The organism is Pannonibacter sp. CBAS1226, assembly GCF_055685825.1.
Window position 1 is genome coordinate 312,624 of record NZ_JBVOUO010000006.1, and the last position, 15,408, is coordinate 328,031.

The window sequence follows — 15,408 nt, forward strand, 5'->3', positions numbered from 1 at the left end:
TGTTGGGCGAAGGCGCGGACATGTTCCCGCCGATAGCCGCCCTTTCCAAGCCGGAGGCGAGTGCGAGCTTCGCTTGCCAGTTCCGGCACGGCCGCTTTGGCGTGAATCTAAATTCAAACAGCAAAGCGCCCGATGGATTGCACCGGGCACTTCTTTCTCAAGTCACCTCGAGATTACTTGGTAGCGAGGATTTCGAAATTGTGGACGTTTGCCACCACACCGTCGTCCCATCCACCTGAGATCAATTCTGAAGCCTTTTCATTCAGGAGTCCGGCGACTTGTCCGGCAAAGTGCGCTTCGCGGCCAGAGTTGTCGGCAAAGATGTCGAAGATGGCGAAGTTGTTCCCGTCAATCTGCAGCGCCGCCCAGAACAATGTCTTGGGTTCAGTTTCTGCGACGATGGGGCCGGCGGCGGTCAGCAAGGCTGCCAATTCGGGGCCTTTACCTGGAGCAGCTTCGAGCTTGATGTAAGTTGCGGTCGTTGCCGTGTAGAGATCAACCGGCGCCTTTACCGACAGGACATCGGAGTTGTTGATATTCGCGACAACACCGTCGTCCCATCCTCCGTCGACCAGCGCGTCGGCGTTTTGCTTCAAAGCCGCAGCAACCGCTCCTGAGAAGTGAGCGTCGCGTGCTTCTTCATCTGCGAAGATGTCAAAGATTGCGAGCATATCGTCGGCTTGCAGAGCAAACCAAAGTACAGTTCCCGTCTCTGTTTCCCGCACGATAGGTGCGGCACCTGCCAGAAACTCCGCGAAGGCTCCGGTCTGGCCTTCGGCGGCGGGCATGGCGATGTAGCTGGCAGTATGATTTTCCATTGCGTTGTCCTGTGCAGTTGCAGAAGTTGTGAACAGAGCCAGTGCGGCGAATGTCTGAAGGATTTGCGCTTTCATGGTCGTCTCCTGATTTGAAGTGCATCGTGTTTGGTTTCGATGCACTCTTGTCCCATGCTGGGTGCGCCGGGCTCCAATTCCGAAATTCTATTCTTTGATAGACGTGGACTATCGAACTTGTTTTGATGGCCTGAAATGAGATGTGACGGAGAATGTGGCGATGGAAATGAACCAGATCAGGTATTTTCTTGCCGTCTGCGAGCACCGAAACTTCACCCACGCAGCCAGTGCCTCCAATGTCTCCCAACCTTCCTTGACGACTGCGATCAAGAAACTTGAAGACGAGCTTGGAGGTGACCTGTTTGTCAGGGACCGTGCGGGATGCAGGCCTACGTCCCTCGGTAAACTCATGCAGCCAAGGTTGCAGAAGGTTCACGATGAGACGCGACAGGCTAAGGCAGAGGCGGTCCGTCATATGCGCTTGGAGCGGGTTCCAATCTCTGTCGGTGTCGGCGAAACGATTGGCCACAACAGGATTTCGGCAGCTATGGAGCGTACTCGTACGCGATTGCCGCAAGCCGAAATCGAATTGATCGTTGCGTCAACCTCCGAGCTTCTTGCCGGGTTACGAGATGGTGAATTTGACGTTGTAGTCACCGCAGAGAAGGTCAGTGAAGACCTCTATCGTATAGACCATCTCTATGAAGAGGACTACAAGGTCGTGGTGTCAAAGTCGCATCCGTTGTCTGAACTAAATGCGATCTCTCTTTCGGCTCTTGCTAAAACTGACATGCTTGACCGCCTAAATTGCGAAATGCGGGATGTTTTGCATGGGGCCTGCGCGGATCATGGTCACGAACTCTACGCGGCCTATCGGTCAAATCGCGTGGATTGGTTAGTTGAACTTGCTCGGCAAGGGTCAGGTGCGGTGATCCTGCCAGCCACCGCTATTCCTTCGGACATGGGCCTGGTGTCGAAACCCATCGATGGCCTTGAAATATCAAGAACTGTTTTGGCCCTTCGATATCGGCACCAAACGACGAGACCAGAGACAAATGATCTGATCCGTGAGATGACGCGCACGCTGGCGTAGTGAGGTCGGTAATCGACATTCGCCCATCGTGCAGCATTCGTCACTTTGGGCTCAGACCAGACTTTCGCGGCATCACGCTCGAACGTCCGTTCTACTTTTCTTCGAGATCTCGCCCGCAACCCGCCACTTAGCGCTGGAGAAATTGCGCCAGATTGCGGTGAAGGTCACAGCGAACCACACCCATTGTGTGCGGTGATAGTCGTCGGTGACGAGGCCGTACTCTTCAAGAAGCCACCGCGCCGCGTGAGGCGACCTTCGGCGCGGGTAACAGTGGGTGGGTTCTTTTCAATCTTGAAGAGCCGCTTGATTTCCCTGATGACCTCTTCAGCAGACGGCCCCGACTTTGCCGTCGGGTGGAAGTGAATGAACGGCAGGTTTCGGGCGCCGAACGCGGCGCTCCGAACGGCGACAATGGGGTCGGAAGCTGTCGCAAAATATGGTCGAAAGATATGTCTTTGTCGTGAAGGTTGTCGCTCCAACAACATGGAGCGCAAGAAATGGAAATATCAGATCAGACTACCTCCCTTGATCCCTACTTCGCGTCGTTCGAGGACAGTCTTTCTGCAAAGAACTACAAACCCGATACCCTGGCGAATTACCGATACCTGCTTCGCCGCTTCGGGCGATTGCTCGAAACCGAGGGCATTGCACCCTCGGCGTTGACGCCAGAACTTGCCGTCGAACTAGGGCGACGGTTGCCGGTCACACCAAAAAGCCAGATCAAGGTTCCCAATCTTGCCAGGCTGTTTGTCGCGCATCTGATTGAGATCGGGGTGGCGACACGGCCACCGTTGACACCTGCGCAGGCCGAACGTGCAGAGTTGCTGAGCAATTTTGAAACCTATCTTCTGCAGCAGCGCGGCCTCAGCCCGCGAACGATTTATCATGTGCTGCGGTTCGCGGATCGCTTCCTCGATCATCGCTTTGGTGACAATATGCTCGATCTTCCGGCGATGAACATCCGGGATGTCGTGGCGTTCATGGAGCACCTGCTCGCGCGCAAGCACCCGTTCCGCGACAAGACGCCGGCCACGCATCTGCGCAGCTTCTTCCAGTATCTGTTCGCACAGGGCCTGACGACGACCAACCTGTCGCTCAGCGTGCCTAGGACGCATAAGCCCTGGGGCGCCAGGCTTCCGCGTCATCTGTCTCCCGATGAGGTGGAGGCAGTTCTGGCCTCGGTACGGGTCAATCCGCGGCGCGGCGCCCGCGACTACGCAATGCTGATGCTGATGGCCCGCCTCGGCTTGCGCGCACCGGAGGTCATCGCGATGCAGCTTGATGACGTGGACTGGCGGGCCGGCGAGTTGCTGGTCCGTGGAAAAGGCCAGCGTCATGATCGGTTGCCAATCCCGCCCGACGTCGGCGAAGCCATCATCGGCTATTTGCAGCAGGAGCGAACGTCAACGACCACGCGCACGCTGTTCGTGACGCACCGAGCGCCAAACCGCCCATTCAAGGACAGCCAGGTCATAAACGACATCTTGAAGGAAGCGTTCGCGGCGACGGGCGTGAAGCCGCCGACGCCCTATGTGGGCTCGCATGTTCTGCGCCACAGCCTAGCGACGAATATGGTGCGCTCCGGCGCATCGCTTGAGGAAATCGGCGATCTGCTACGGCATCGGTCGCGGGCGACGACGATGATCTACGCGAAACTCGACACGGATGGCCTACGCTCCATCGCCCAATCTTGGCCCGTCGCGGAGGAGGCACGATGAGCTTCCTTGCCGAACTTGACCGCTACGTGACTCTCAGAAGAGTCCTCGGCGCCGATCTGAGTACCGATGCACGGATACTCCGTCGCTTCGCCACCTTCGCCGACCGCGATGGCGCGCAGCACGTGAACACCAATCTGGTCATGCGCTGGCTCGAGAGCCTGCCATCCGCCAGTCCCGGAACCCGGGCAACACGCTTCAGGGTGGCCCGTCAATTTGCGGAATGGTTGCATGGCATTGATCCGAGGCACGAGGCTCCACCCCGAGGATTGGTGCCTGGCCGCCTTCAACGCGTGCATCCATATATTTATAGCGAAGCTGAAATCGTTGCGATCATCGATCAGGCGCGGACGTTACCATCGGTCTACGGCCTGCGTGGCCTGACCTGCTCGACGCTCTTCGGGCTGATCGCCGTGACCGGACTTCGGATCAGCGAAGCTCTCGGTCTCGATCCTGCTGACCTGGAGGTTGAATCCGGCATTCTTCACGTCCGGCAGGGCAAACTCGGCAAGGAGCGATTGCTGCCGCTGGATCATAGCGTCGTGCAACGGCTCGAAAGCTACGGCCGCGAGCGGGACCGGCTGCTCGGGCGCAGGCCGGGAGCATTCTTCGTGACCTGCGAGGGGCATCGTCTTGGCGATTGCAGCGCCCGCTACAACTTCGCGCATGTGTGCCAGCAGATTGGGCTACGAGAGCCGCAGCTTTATCTTCGACATGGCCGTGGGCCGCGCATTCACGATCTTCGCCACACCTTCGCGGTGCGGACCATGCTGAACTGGTACCGGTCGGGCAAAGATGTCAGCCGCGAGATGATCAAGCTCACGACATGGCTGGGTCATGCAAGCCCTGCCAATACCTATTGGTATCTGGAAGCGGTCCCGGAACTGCTGGAACTGGCTTCGTCCCGAATGACTGGCGTGGCGGCGGAGGCGGGAATCCGATGAAGGCGACCAACTTCCCCGCGCTGATCCAACGCTTCTTCACCGACCGGCTCTCTACGCAAATGGAGGCGAGCCGCCACACCGTCGCTGGCTACCGGGACACATTCCGGTTGCTGATCCGGTATGCGAGTTCCAGGTGCGGGAAGCCGCCGACGAAGCTCACGATCGAGGATCTCGACGCCGATCTCGTTGCCGACTTCCTGACCCATGTGGAAACGGCGCGCGGCAACACGGCGCGCACCCGCAATACACGCCTTGCCGCGATCCGATCATTCTTCCGCTACGTCGCAATGACCGATCCGAGCTGGCTTCTTCATTGCCAGCGTATTCTCTCGATGCCGAACAAGCGGTATGTGAAGCGAAGCGTGACGTTCCTTGACGCTCAAGAGATCGCGGCGCTGCTCGCAGCACCAAATCGAACGATATGGGTGGGACGCCGTGATCACGCTCTGTTGCTGCTTGCGCTTCAGACCGGATTGCGAGCGTCAGAACTGATCAATCTGCGCTGCAAGGACGTGGTTCTTGGGACTGGCGCCTACATCCGCTGCATCGGAAAGGGGCGGAAAGAACGCAGCACTCCTCTTCGTCGCGATACAGCTAAGCTGATTCAGGGCTGGATAGGCGAACGCCGTAACAGCGATGGGCCATTGTTCCCGTCGATCCGGGGCGAGCGGCTCAGTCGCGATGCGTTGGAACACCTGGTGCGCAAGCATTGCCTAGCAGCATCACGAGTTTGCCCGAGCCTCGCAGGCAAGCGCGTCACGCCGCACACGTTGCGGCACAGCACGGCGATGGAATTGCTGCATCATGGTGTCGACCAATCCGTGATCGCTCTATGGCTTGGGCACGAATCCGTGGAAACAACCCAGATCTATATCCACGCCGACATGCGGCTGAAGGAAAAGGCGCTCGCGCAGGTTGCCAGCCCAGAAACGCATACCGGGCGTTATCGCCCAAGCGATGAGCTGCTCGCTTTCCTCGAAACGCTCTGATTATGCCGAACTGCCGCATGGCCGACAGCAGACGCAACGGCCGCCGAACTCGGCCATGCGGCATAATCCAGCTTACGGCATAATGACCCAGCTCATGCAGGGCTGTCCGATGCCAGTTGATCGGCTCGAAGTAAGCTTGCGGCGGTGGCACGACCACATGGTCGAGGGCCGGGACATAGAAGGCGCGATCCCCGCCGATGCGGAAGTCGATGCCGGTGGCTTTGATAAGCGCCTCGACCCTCGGCTCGATTAGGCCGGGTGGTGGGGGCGGCATAGCGACGGCGATATCCTCGGGCAACCCCTCGCATTGGGCAGCGTTGAACACGGTGAACCGCTTCAGGAACGGGATCGTCCCCGGTTCCTCGCCGGTCTCTCTCGCGCGCCGCTTCTCGTCCTCGGGCGTGAAGCGGTCGGCATAGACGACGGTGGTGCCACGCTCGCCCTTGCGAACATTGCCGCCAAGGGTGGCCGCCTGGCGATAGGTGAGCCAACCTTGTCCGGGGAAACCGTGCTGAACCACGGCGCCCCAAAGGATCAGGATATTGATGCCGCTATAGGCGCGGCCAGTGCTGGCGTTCTGCGGCAGGCCGAGCGGGGCCTTGGCGGTGGCCTTACCCCATGGCTGGACCCAAGGAAAGCGCCCGGCCTCAAGTTCGGCGATGATCTTGCCGGTGATTTCGTCATAGAGGTTCGTCCGGTCCGAGCCGGAGCGTGGGGTGCGGTCATATCTGGACATCGCGGTTCTCCGCGACGGGCGCCGGAGACCTGTTCTCCAGCCTTCAACCCGTCACGGCAAACCCGGCCCGCACTCTCACTCTAAGGGGCGTTGCGGGAATCTCCCCGCTCGATGGGGGGTGCGCCGGCAACATGGTGCCGGCCAAGGGAAAGGCTTTCCCCCAAATAAACGTTTTTGACTGGCTGGATTATCCTGAGGCTCATGCCTGCGCCAGCATGGCGGCAATGTCGGAGATCGCTCGCAGCAGAACCAGCGGATCATCTCGGGAAGGCATAAAACCATGTCGTTGCCAGAATAGCGCCGCCTCCTCATCGACGGCATTGACCAACAAGGCCCGACCGCCGATCAGGCGCGACGCCAGAACGCAACGCTGAAGAGCATGTTTCATCAAGCCGGTGCCGATCCCCTGCCCCGCCCTATCAGTGTCCGTGGCGAGTTGCCCGAGAAGCAAGCAGGGGACCGGGTTGGGCGGCTGTCCGGTGCGGATTGCGCGCGGCAGGATTGAGGGGACGGCTCCTGTCGGGGCCAGCCCATAATATCCGACGACACGCCCCGCCTCGTGGACGACGACGACAGCCGTGAAGCCCTTTTCCTGATTGGCAAGGGCGCGGGTCTTCAGCCAGTGATCGAGCGTGGGCTTACCGCATGAAAATGCGGAAACGTCATGGGCCGCAGTCAGCGGCTCGGGCGCAGATAAAGCCACGGCTCACCGCTTCGGCTCAAAGCCGGGTTCCCACGGCGCGGGCCGCTTCAGCACTTCCATCATCTCGGGGACGATGGTGGGCGGGCGTGACAGGATCTCCATGAAATCCGCGAAGCCCTCCGGGCTCATGCGGATCAGCCCCTGCTCCATGACGACCTCCTCGGCGGCCCGCACGGCGGCATCCCGCACGAAATCCGTTCGGGAACGGCCGCGCAGGTTTGCCGCGCGGTCAATCATCGCCACATCCGCTTCGGGCAGTCGCATTGAGATGGGATATTCCTTGCGTTCCGCTGTGCTGACCATGAGTCGTCTCCTTTCATGCAAGATAGGGGATTGTATCGCAAAAGGCAATACGATAATATCCTAGTCATGCTCACCGAACTCGCCATAGCGCCAAGGAGCCCCTCGATACCCGCCGCCGGGGCGAAATCCCGTAGGTTATTTCGCTATGCCATGATGCGCATGACTACGCTGGAACGCGCCGGAATACGCAGCATAGCGCTGGATTCCGCCAAATATTCGACTGCGTTTTCAGTTGCTTATACTGTCATAGGCACGAATTCTGTCTCGCATGACCTTGCGAGCCCCCGGAAATACAGCAAAGATGTCAGGACGAGAGCGCGAAGCGCTGCTCGAATCCCTGGTGATCGACGAGCCGGAACTGACGTTCACCCCGTGCGGCAATCCCGATCCGCGCCTTCTGCGTCTCGTCGAGTTTCTGGCGCGGCAGGCAGCGCGGGAATGCTACGCCGAGGAAGTGAAGATGACGCGTCGACGGGGGAAGCGCACCTCCTGATGCCGAAAGGAGATGTGCAGTGAAAGTCGCGATCTACGCCCGCTATTCGTCGGACAATCAGCGCGAGGCGTCCATCGCCGACCAGTTCCGCATGTGCCGCCTGCGGGCGGAGAAGGAAGGCTGGACGGTGGTCGAGGAATATTCCGATCACGCCATCTCCGGCTCCAGCATGATCCAGCGTCCTGGCATCCAGGCGTTGATCATGGATTCCGCGCGAGGCCGGTTCGACATGATCCTGGCTGAGGCACTGGACCGGATCAGCCGTGACCAGGAGGACATCGCCGGCATCTACAAGCGCATGCGCTATGCGGACGTGAGGATGTTCACCTTGTCGGAGGGTGAGATCAGCGAGTTGCATGTCGGGCTCAAGGGCACGATGAATGCGCTGTTCCTGAAGGATCTGGCCGACAAGACCCGGCGCGGACAACGCGGCCGCGTCGAGGCCGGCAAGTCCGGCGGCGGCAATTCCTATGGCTATGACGTGGTGAAGAAATTCGATGCCAACGGTGAGCCCATCCGCGGCGACCGCACGATCAACGAGGCGCAGGCCGAGGTCGTGCGCCGCATCTTCCGCGACTACGCGGCCGGCAAGTCGGCCAAGACCATCGCCTTCGCCCTGAACAGGGACCATATCCCCGCGCCATCAGGCGGCGACTGGGGGTTCAGCACCATCAACGGCAACCCGAAGCGCGGGAACGGCATCCTCAACAACGAGATGTATGTCGGCAAGATCGTGTGGAACCGCCAGCGTTTCGTCAAAGACCCCGATACCGGCAAACGTCAAGCCCGGCCCAACCCGGAATCGGAATGGGTTATTCAGGAAGCGCCCGAGCTACGCATCCTCGATGACGACCTCTGGAACGCCGTGAAAGCCCGCCAGGGCGAAATGCGGACTGAACGGGACGAGAGCGGCACAGCCGACGTAGGCAAGATGAACAATCGGCGCCGACCGAAGTATCTCTTCTCCGGCCTGACGAGATGTGCCTGCTGCGGTGGTGGCTACTCCGCGATTTCTGCAACTCTCATTGGCTGCTCGACGGCGCGCAACAAGGGCACCTGCGACAACCGGGTCAACATCCGCCGCGACGAACTGGAATCCCGTGTGCTGAATGCGCTTCGCACCCGGCTTGTCGATCCTGAACTGTTCGCTCGTTTCTGCGCGGTGTTCACGCAGGAGATGCACCGCCTGCGCATGGAAGGGCGCGCGGGGATCGCCTCGGCCGAAGCCGAGATCGCACGGATCGACCGGGAACTCGACACGCTGCTCAACCTGATCCTCAAGGGCGGCGCAGCCGACGCGATCAACTCGAAGATGGTGCTGCTGGAACAGCGCAAGAAGGAATTGGCGCTGTTCCTGGCCGAAGCGGACGAACCGCCTCCCCTCCTGCATCCTTCAATGGCGCTGCAATACCGGGCTCGGGTGCAGCAGCTTTATGAGGCCCTTCAGGGTGAGGATGAGGCGCAGCGCATCGAGGCGGCCGACATCTTGCGCTCACTGGTGGACAAGATTGTGCTGACGCCGGTGGATGGCAAGGTGGAGATCGACGTACAAGGCGATCTCGCTGGAATCCTTATGATTTCCGCACAAACGAAAAACCCCGCCGGAGAGCGGGGTGGATCGCAAGTAAAGATGGTTGCGGGGGCAGGATTTGAACCTGCGGCCTTCAGGTTATGAGCCAAGCGAAAACCCACTTCTGGCACATTTCTCCAACAAGTCTCAACACACATAGCACTGAAAACACGTCGTTTTCCTAATGCGGCCTTCAGGCTGTTGTTGAGATTTTTTGATTTTCAGTGTGCCAAAAGTGTGCCAAAAACGCTATGGGCGCTCCGCCCGCTCTCTCGGCTCCCGAGGCATTCCATGGCGACGATCCAGAAGCGCGAAGGCAAGAAAGGCCCGTCCTACCGGGTCATGGTCCGCATGAAGGGCTTCCCCGACCAGGTGCGCACCTTCAAACGCCTGACGGACGCCAAACAATGGGCACAAGAGACCGAAACAGGCATCCGCAAGGGTGAGTTCAAAAACGTCATCCGCACGGCGGCGAGCAAGACGCTCCAGGACGTGATCGACCGGTTCCGCAAAGAAGTCTTCGTCCACCGCGCGGAGACGACCAAACGGGCCGAAGCGTCTTTCGTCGCCCATTGGGAGCGTGAGCTCGGACGCTACGCTCTAGCCTACATTACAGCAGACATGATCAGCGAGAAGATGGGCGAGCTGGCAGCTGCGGGCGACGGGCGGCGCAAGCTGGTCGACGGCGAGAAGCCGAAGAAGCCGCCACGGCCGAAGAGCCCGAAGACGCTGAAGCACTATCGCGACACGCTGGCTATGCTGTTCAAGTATGCCGCCCAGTGGGGCTGGACCGGGTCGAGTCCGCTCGATGGCGTCAACCGGATCACGAAGATCAGGAACGAGCGCACGCGGTTCTTGAGCGACGATGAGCGCAAGCGACTGCTGGACGCCTGCAAGTCCAGCGACAACGAACACCTGTACCCCGTCGTGGTCTTCGCCCTTTCCACGGGCGCGCGGAAGGGCGAAATCCTCGGCCTAACGCTGTCGGACCTCGACCTCGCCCGCGACACGGCCATCCTACGGGATACGAAGAACGGCGACACGCGGGCGGTGCCGGTGGTCCTGCATCTGCGCACGGTCCTGGAACAGCAGATCGCCAAGGTGACCGCCTTCTACGAGGCGCTGGAGGGAGCACCCAAGACGCGCTGGCTGTTCCCGCGCCGGGACGGACTGGAGCCTATCGACATCCGCAAGGCATGGGAGAATGCGCGAGATGCGGCCAAGCTCGAGGATTTCCGTTTCCATGACCTGCGCCACTCGACGGCGAGCTACCTCGCCATGAACGGCGCGAGCCTCGTGGAGATTGCCGACATCCTGGGCCACCGGACGCTCCAGATGGTGCGCCGCTACGCACACCTGTCGGAGAGCCACGTCAAGGGCGTGGTCACGCAATTGAACGAGAAGCTGTTCTGAGGCATAAGGAAGGTTCCTGCTCCTTTATAGGCCCCGAGACCATGAGGTAACCCATGGTTGACTACAGGGACCTGGCAACCGTGAAGCAGGTAGCGGCGGAAGCGCCGTTCATCACGGAAGCCACGCTGCGCTGGTGGATCTTCCATGCGGAGACGAATGGATTGAAGCCCGCGCTGCTGAAGATCGGTGGCCGGGTCTATATCGACCGCGCCGAGTTCAACAAGTGGCTGGAGGGCCAGCGCATGGCTCCGAGGCCGTTGAAGCCCGCGGCCTGACACGGCCTTGATCGAAGACTGAAGCCCCGCCCCCGTGCGGGGCTTCTTTCTGCTCGGGCATCGGCAAATCGACTTGCCGAGTTCATTCATCTAATCGAGCCTCAAACTCGATGATCGCCGCTTTCGCCGCGAAGCTTCGAAAGCAATCTCGCGGGCTCTCCCTAAGCTTGGCGACGATGTGGGCAATCCCGTCGCGTCGATAAAACGCTCGTTTGACCTTCTTGTCGTAGACGCAGTACCGCTGGTCGGTCTCCTCCCCCTCTCGAACCCCCAAATGCCGCGATAGCTTGGCAAGGTGGTGCCCGGTAAAGGGTGTTCCCCGGCCGTAGAGTTCTTCGACGATGGGCCGGATTTGATCGGCTGCCTCGTTCGGGAGGCTTTTGTCGGCATCATCGAGTGGGCGCTCGATCACCTCATTGAGCTGAACGGTGCCGGCGACGACGTAGGCCGGGCTACCGTCCTCTTCCGTTTCGACGAAACGCCCCTTGTCGATGAAGTTCAAGGATTTCGCCACTTCGCGCGAGACATAGAGCTTCGTCGCCTCCCCAGGCGCGGCCGCCTTGGAGGCATCAACAATGCCGACGCGCTCGGGGCCGATCTTCTGCATGATCTGGACATTTTCCAGAAAGGCGCGAAGGCGGCGCTCGTCTCGTTCCTGAAGAAGCGCCGTCAACTCGGCAAAGGCGATCGGGCGGGTTTGCCCCGATTGGCGGTAGTAGATGGCGCCCTGCTGGATGACGGTTTCGTCTGACTGTTTGCCGCGCTTCTCGATCCGTACTGTGGCGTCACGTTTGCAGATGACGGGCCGTTGGACGTGTCGTTCTACGCCAATGGCCGCAACCGTGCGGCCGTTCACCTCGTAATGCTTGGTCTCGAAGGGGATTTCCGGATCGAAATCCTTCTTCAGGCGGTCTGTCCAGGCCGCCTCGTCCGGCATCGTTGCCGCATCGACGCCTTCGATGCGATTGGGCTTTTCGGCGATGCCGAAGATCAAAACACCGCCATCAGTGTTGCAGAAGGCGGCGAGCGCCTTTGTGAAGCGCGAGAAGTCTGCGTTGCTGAACTGCTGCTTGAATTCCCTGTGCTTGCCCTCGCGGCTGCTCACCCGCAAGGTCGCCGCGTCAAAATCCACCAGGTCCTTTAGTCTGTCGGGCAGGATCGGCATGGTCCACCGTCACGCCGCTCGTTGCCCGGCTTCGCGCAACAGATAGGCCAGCTCCTTGTCGAGGGTTTGCGGGTTCCGGCAAACATGGAAAGCCCACTGGCCAAGCTTGCCCCAGTTGTTGACTGCCGACACCCAGCGGCGAGCCGCCTGATGTTTCGCCTTGGTCTGATCGTCCTCGAAGCCCTTGATTTCGAGGATAAGGGTGAGATCACCGCCCGGCGCGTTGAGCCTGACTAGGAAGTCGGGCTCATAGCTGTGATCGACGCCGACATACTCGTAGGGGATGACAAGTCCCATACTGTCATTGCGGGCGTAGAACTTCGCCACACCCTGCTGGACCGCCTGCTCGATGCGAAAGGCCGCGCTTGTCTCCCATGTCTTGGTGTCGGAGACCACCTGGTTGATGTGGCTTGCGTTCGTCGCGAAGCATGGGCGGGTCGTCTTGAAGTCAACGTCGGCCGTCGTGCCGATGGGCTTGTAGCGGTTGAGAAGCGGCAGAAGCGGCGGCTCGCCTTCGGTATCGTCCGGGACGATGCCATCGCGCAGACGCTCGACGAGGCGCTCGACATATTCCTGTAGCCCCAGCTCGCACGGGTGTTGGCCCTGGAAGTCGACTTTCTTGCGCACGTATTCCTCGACATAGCGGAACACTTGCGGGAACAGCTGGTGCCGTGACTGAAGGCGCAGCACGCGACGGCGTTTGTCCGAGCCGCTGCGATCATAGGCCACGAGATCGTCGACGATGAGCCGCGATACCTGAAACATGATCGTCTGGAGGTGGGTGCTGTCGTAGTACTGCTGCCGGTTCTGCTCCTGGAAGGAGAACCCACCGGACGTTGACGGTGCGCCAACCTGATAGCCAACGGCGGCGGAGACGAAGGTCGCCGTGGGCTGGCGGTTAGGCTGGATGATCAGCCGCTCCATGGCGTCCACATCGCAGCGGATGAGGTTCTTCTTGAGGGAGAAGGCGTAGCCCTCCACCACGGGGAACCGCATTTCCATGGCGGCGCGCTCGGGGATGGCCCGGACGTGGTTCTTGGGCTTGTCCTCAGGCTGACTCTGCTTGACGGGCCTGCCCTTGAACGGGATGACCGAGAACGGAATGCCATAGACGTCGACGTACTCCTCGGTGAGGAGGCCGGTCTTCGGATCGGGGGTGTAGTCCATGCGGCGCAGGCCGCGCCCCACCACCTGTTCACACAGGAGCTGGCTGCCGAAGGCGCGGATGCCGAGGATCTGAGTGACGTTGTTCGCATCCCAGCCCTCGGTCAGCATCGAGACGGAAACGACGCAGCGGACGTGCTCGCCGGGCTCGCCCGGACGGCCCACCGTCGAGACGATGCGCCGCAGCTCCTCGGCCGCGTCCTGCTTCTTCTTCCCCGGATCATCGCTCTCGGCCTCGGCCAGAAGCTTGGAGTCGATACGGATGGTGCGGCGCAGGCCGGGCTTGTTGGCGAAGAACTCGGGAAATACCTCGCCCTCACCGTAGACGATGCGCTTTTTGGGCTTCTTGCCCCGCCCGCGCGGTGTCGCTTCCTCTTCTTCCTCGGTTTCGTCCTCGCCAAGGACCTCTTCGACCTCTTCCTCGGTGACGGCCTCTTCCTCGTGCTCGCCGCTGATCTTACGGAAGAACACCTCCGCGATGTCGGTATTGTCGCAGACGATGATGAGGACAGGCGGAACCTTATCCTGGCCGGGTTTTCCTTCGTCGATGTAGCGGAACCGCTCGGCCCACTGGCCGGCGATCTGCTGAAGCGCGCCCTCGGCCTTGCGATAGACGACTTCTGGCTTCGGCTTCTTGGCGCGGCCCGGAAGCAGTTCCGCGGGTGCGAGCCCGTCCTTTATGGCTTCCCACAGCTTGAAATACAGCGGATCTGGCCGTCCGGTCGTATCCTGCACGGGCAGGCGCGGAATCTTAACGATCCCGCTCTCGATGGCGTCGACGAGCGCAAAGTCGCTTACCAGCCAGGGAAACGGCCGCCCCTCCGGATGGCCGCTGCCTTTAATGTAGAAGGGTGTCGCGGAGAGATCGACGCAAAGCGCGATGCCGCCCTGACCGCTGGGGAGCTTGAGGTTGTTGAGGCGGTCGAGGCCGTCCACCCAAACGGTCGCCTCGCGAAGTTCGGCCTCGAGTTCCTTCTTTTCGTCGCCGGTGAGCCCGGCGCTATCGCCGTCGGGTTTCGGACGCCAGCAATGATGCCCTTCGTCATTGAGGACCATGATCGGCATGCGGTCGGCGAGATCGCCGAGAATGCGCTGGGCGAAGGTCTCCGGTGTTTCCGGCCCCTTGTTGACGACGGCGTAGGTTTTGCCGCCTTCCTTGTGCTCGGACTCGGGCGCGAAGGCATGCCAGTTGGTGACGAGCACCTTGCCCTTCTGCATCAGGGGCCGGTACTTCATCGGCACGATGTCGAAGGCGGCGTAGTAATTGTCGGGGTGCTCGGGCCGGAGCACCTGAAGGCGTTCTTTCACGGTCAGATTGGGGCAGCACACCAGGACCGCATTGGGAAATTCCGTGCTTTGGGGATTCTGTCCCCGATTGCAGAACGCCCAGGCGATGAGCATCGACATAACGACTGTCTTGCCGGAGCCGGTCGCCATTTTGCACCCGAGACGGCGCAGTCCGTCGAGGCTGGTGTCCCCCGGCTGATCGAGGAGGGTCGGGAAGAAGTCCTCGGACGACAGATCGAAGGACGGGCGCTGCCCGGCCAGAAGCTTCGCCAGTTCGTCATCGGCCAGATCGAAGTTCTGGAAGCCCGTGCGACGGGAGCGGCCTGGAATGCGCATCTCCGCGAGGTAGATGATCGTCTCGACGGCTTCGCGCTGGCAGAAGAACAGCCGCCGGGGCCGGTCGGCGCGCGACCAATGGCGCAGAAGCTCCTTGGTGACGTTGCTGGCCCCGCGATAATCCGCCTCACGCCAGCGTCGCACGTCCCCCCGCAGAAGGTTGACGAGCGGCAGGTCGTCCCGTTCTTCCTCGACGAACAGCTCGCCCTGGGTCGAGCCGGTCTTGTCGGTCTTGTACCAGTAGCCTGCCTGCCGCCGAAACCCGGCGCGGCTGGGCTGGCCGGTTTTGCGGTCGTAGAGCCAGTGATCCTTCGGCTCCTCATAGGGGGAGCAGATGATCGGTTTGTCGACCGGCTGAAGCGGAATTTCCTGTTGGGCATCGACCATGG

The 15,408-nt window shown here is 60.8% G+C and carries 13 protein-coding genes and 1 pseudogene; 8 read left to right on the forward strand and 6 right to left on the reverse strand.

Annotated elements, in window-relative coordinates; genetic code table 11:
- Window positions 1-173: 173 nt before the first annotated feature.
- Window positions 174-893, reverse strand: a complete 720-nt coding sequence (locus tag AC0CMF_RS18145; RefSeq protein ID WP_108462684.1) for a hypothetical protein — start codon at window positions 891-893, stop codon at window positions 174-176.
- A gap of 160 nt (window positions 894-1,053) precedes the next feature.
- On the opposite strand from AC0CMF_RS18145, the gene AC0CMF_RS18150 reads away from it, so the two are divergent.
- From AC0CMF_RS18150 to AC0CMF_RS18165, 4 genes are all read left to right on the forward strand, one after another.
- The gene (locus AC0CMF_RS18150; protein ID WP_061498856.1) at window positions 1,054-1,926 is read left to right on the forward strand and encodes a LysR family transcriptional regulator; all 873 of its coding nucleotides are present in this window, start codon (window positions 1,054-1,056) and stop codon (window positions 1,924-1,926) included.
- 497 nt (window positions 1,927-2,423) lie between these two features.
- Window positions 2,424-3,644 carry a site-specific integrase gene (locus AC0CMF_RS18155; protein WP_024897184.1) on the forward strand — a complete coding sequence of 407 codons (1,221 nt, stop codon included), beginning with the start codon at window positions 2,424-2,426 and terminating at the stop codon, window positions 3,642-3,644.
- Window positions 3,641-4,585 (forward strand): tyrosine-type recombinase/integrase, encoded by a 945-nt coding sequence (locus tag AC0CMF_RS18160; RefSeq protein ID WP_149145806.1) that lies wholly within the window; start codon window positions 3,641-3,643, stop codon window positions 4,583-4,585. Before AC0CMF_RS18155 ends, AC0CMF_RS18160 begins: the two co-directional genes overlap by 4 nt.
- On the forward strand, window positions 4,582-5,574 hold the full coding sequence (locus AC0CMF_RS18165) for a tyrosine-type recombinase/integrase (protein ID WP_024897186.1): 993 nt from the start codon (window positions 4,582-4,584) through the stop codon (window positions 5,572-5,574). The genes AC0CMF_RS18160 and AC0CMF_RS18165 overlap by 4 nt, the downstream gene beginning before the upstream one ends.
- A gap of 82 nt (window positions 5,575-5,656) precedes the next feature.
- Here AC0CMF_RS18165 and AC0CMF_RS18170 read toward each other — a convergent pair.
- From AC0CMF_RS18170 to AC0CMF_RS18180, 3 genes and pseudogenes are all read right to left on the reverse strand, one after another.
- Window positions 5,657-6,310: pseudogene (locus AC0CMF_RS18170) on the reverse strand (ArdC family protein); the annotation flags it as partial.
- Between the two features lie 199 nt (window positions 6,311-6,509).
- On the reverse strand, window positions 6,510-7,013 hold the full coding sequence (locus AC0CMF_RS18175) for a GNAT family N-acetyltransferase (protein ID WP_037094412.1): 504 nt from the start codon (window positions 7,011-7,013) through the stop codon (window positions 6,510-6,512).
- Between the two features lie 3 nt (window positions 7,014-7,016).
- Entirely contained in the window at window positions 7,017-7,316 is a 300-nt protein-coding gene (locus AC0CMF_RS18180) for a type II toxin-antitoxin system TacA family antitoxin (protein WP_037094414.1), read from the reverse strand.
- 301 nt (window positions 7,317-7,617) lie between these two features.
- Between AC0CMF_RS18180 and AC0CMF_RS18185 the strand changes: the two genes are divergently transcribed.
- The 4 genes from AC0CMF_RS18185 to AC0CMF_RS18200 all read left to right on the forward strand — a co-directional run bounded on the left by AC0CMF_RS18185 (window position 7,618) and on the right by AC0CMF_RS18200 (window position 11,067).
- Complete coding sequence (locus tag AC0CMF_RS18185; RefSeq protein ID WP_247648033.1) at window positions 7,618-7,809, forward strand: hypothetical protein; 192 nt, start codon at window positions 7,618-7,620, stop codon at window positions 7,807-7,809.
- A 19-nt stretch (window positions 7,810-7,828) separates the two neighbouring features.
- Window positions 7,829-9,484, forward strand: a complete 1,656-nt coding sequence (locus AC0CMF_RS18190) for a recombinase family protein (RefSeq protein WP_122521538.1) — start codon at window positions 7,829-7,831, stop codon at window positions 9,482-9,484.
- 186 nt (window positions 9,485-9,670) lie between these two features.
- Window positions 9,671-10,792 (forward strand): tyrosine-type recombinase/integrase, encoded by a 1,122-nt coding sequence (locus AC0CMF_RS18195; RefSeq protein WP_472482328.1) that lies wholly within the window; start codon window positions 9,671-9,673, stop codon window positions 10,790-10,792.
- A 53-nt stretch (window positions 10,793-10,845) separates the two neighbouring features.
- On the forward strand, window positions 10,846-11,067 hold the full coding sequence (locus tag AC0CMF_RS18200) for a helix-turn-helix domain-containing protein (protein ID WP_296576696.1): 222 nt from the start codon (window positions 10,846-10,848) through the stop codon (window positions 11,065-11,067).
- Window positions 11,068-11,149: 82 nt separating this feature from the next.
- On the opposite strand, the gene AC0CMF_RS18205 is transcribed toward AC0CMF_RS18200, so the two are convergent.
- A complete protein-coding gene (locus AC0CMF_RS18205) occupies window positions 11,150-12,232 on the reverse strand; it encodes an AlbA family DNA-binding domain-containing protein (RefSeq protein ID WP_472482330.1) in 1,083 nt (360 codons plus the stop codon).
- 9 nt (window positions 12,233-12,241) lie between these two features.
- Window positions 12,242-15,406, reverse strand: coding sequence for a BPTD_3080 family restriction endonuclease (locus AC0CMF_RS18210; RefSeq protein ID WP_472482332.1), 3,165 nt, complete (start codon window positions 15,404-15,406; stop codon window positions 12,242-12,244).
- Window positions 15,407-15,408: the final 2 nt, after the last annotated feature.